This is a genomic window from Streptomyces sp. NPDC005899 (genome assembly GCF_040629645.1).
In the GTDB taxonomy this organism is placed as follows: Bacteria; Actinomycetota; Actinomycetes; order Streptomycetales; family Streptomycetaceae; genus Streptomyces.
Window position 1 is genome coordinate 1 of sequence record NZ_JBEXWB010000611.1, and the last position, 2,149, is coordinate 2,149.

1 protein-coding gene and 1 pseudogene are annotated in these 2,149 nt (G+C 74.2%); both read left to right on the forward strand.

The features are described from left to right. A pseudogene (locus ABZ371_RS32015) lies at positions 1-1,147 on the forward strand (serine/threonine protein kinase); the annotation flags it as partial. A gap of 204 nt (positions 1,148-1,351) precedes the next feature. Further along, positions 1,352-2,149 (forward strand): protein kinase (locus ABZ371_RS32020; protein WP_358686323.1); only part of this gene is annotated, 798 nt, incomplete at its 3' end.

Here is a 2,149-nt window from a genome sequence, read left to right on the forward strand (position 1 = left end):
CGCTGCGGGCGCGGTGGGTGCCGCGGGTGCGGCCGGCGCCGTCGCGGGGGCCGGAGGCGCCTCCTCCGCGCCCGGCGCGCGTCCTGCTGCGGGCGCCGGCGCGGCCGGTGACGCCGTCACCCCTCCGCCGGGGACGGCGACGGGCTCCGGCACTTCCGCCCGTACCCCCTCGGCTCCCGCCGTTGCCCCGGCTTCTTCCTCCGCAGCGACCGGACCCGGGCTCGGGGAGAGCACACGGGAGCGGCTCCGCGGCGCGCTGAGCTCCGTGCGGAACGCGAAGACCTCGGTGGCATCCGCCGCCGGCCCGGGCGCATCGCCGCGGCCGGCCGGACCGCCCGCCCAGGCGCGTGCCTCGATCACGGACGTCGTGCCGCGCCGCACGCTGGCGGTCATCGCCGGTGTCGTCGTACTGGCCGTGCTGGGCACGGTCCTGGCGATCACCCTCGGCGACGACGGTGAGGGCGACCAGGGCGGCAAGGGCGACGGCGGCACCAACGCGTCGGCCGGGGCGGCGTCCGGTGGCGGCGCGGACACCGGCAAGGGGTCCGGCAAGGACACGGGCAGCGAGAAGACCGGTGGCTCCGGCGATGAGGGCGACGGCGCGAAGGGCAGCCAGGGAGGGGGCGAGGGACAGTCGTCCGGCAGTCCCTCACCCACCCCCGGGGGTGAGGCCCCGGCCAAGGGCACGCTGCCCGCGGGCTACAAGAAGGTCGCCAACAAGCAGTTCCACTTCTCCGTCGGGATGCCCGAGAGCTTCACGTTCGACAAGATAGCGGGGCAGAACTCGGGTGCCATCTACAACGCCGGCGGTGGCTTCCCGCGCCTCCAGGTGGACTACAGCCCCTCCCCGAAGGACGACGCCGCCGATGCGTGGAAGGCAGCCGTGTCCTCCGTCAGGGGGCTCAGCAGCGGCTACAAGCACATCCGCATCAAGCCGGTGGAGTACAACGGCTACCCGACGGTCGCCGACTGGGAGTTCTCACGTGTCCAGGACGGCATGCGGGTCCAGGTCCTCAACCGGGGCTTCAAGGCCGACGCCAGCCACGGATACTCCATCATGATCAGCTGCAAGCAGAGCGAGTGGGACGGCGCGGAGTGCCGGACGCTGCGGGAGACGGCGTTCGCCACCTTCGCGCCCACCGACTGACGGGCCGGTGCCCGGCCGGGCGGACCGGCGGCCGGGTTGGCCCGTCCCACCCGCGTGGCGGCCGCTTGCCACGTATCGTGAGAGGCCATGGACCGTACGCAGCCGGGATTTCCGGTCAATTGCGCGAGAAGTGACCGTACTTGACGGGTTGATGAACTGAGGCGGTCTCGGTGACCGGGAGACCGTGCGCTCTGGGGAGGCGTCGTGGACGACTACGCGGGTCGGGTACTTGCCGACCGCTACCGCCTTCCGCTGCCCCCCTCCGATGCGTACGAACTGGTCGAGACCAGGGCGTTCGACACGTACAGCGGGCAGGAAGTCCTCGTCCGCCAGGTGCCGTTGCCGGAAGTCGTGGACGCGGAGGTCGTCGACGCCGACGGGTCGCCCGGGGCGGCCAGGCGGGGTGCCGGGCGGGCCGTGCGGCGGCCCACGGACCCCGCGGTCCGGCGGGCGATCGAGGCCGCGCAGGCGGCCGCCCAGGTGCCCGACCACCCGCGGCTGGACCAGGTCTTCGACGTGTTCGCCGAGGCGGGTTCCCTGTGGATAGTGAGCGAGCTCGTCGCCGCCCGGCCACTCGCCGCGCTCCTCGCCGAGCGCCCGCTGAACCCGTACCGGGCCGCCGAGATCGGCTCCGACGTGCTCACAGCGGTCCGGGTGCTGCACGCGCACGGCTGGACCCACCGCAACATCACCGCACGCACCGTCCTGGTCTGCGACGACGGCCGAGTGGTGCTGACCGGGCTGGCGGCCGGTGCCGCCGAGGAGGCGCTGTGCGGGTACGCCCCCGTGCCGCAGCCCGACGACGACGCGAGCCTTTACGGGGCCCCGGCGGTCGAGACGGGGCCCACCGGGCCCTACGAACCGCCGACCTCGCAGCTGCCGGGTTCCGACGCACCCTACGGCCCCGAGGAGACTTCGGCGGGTGTGCCGACGGCACGGCCCACCACGGAGATCGAGGCGGCGCACCCCCAGGCCGAGGGCGGAGGGCCGGGCCGGCAGGAG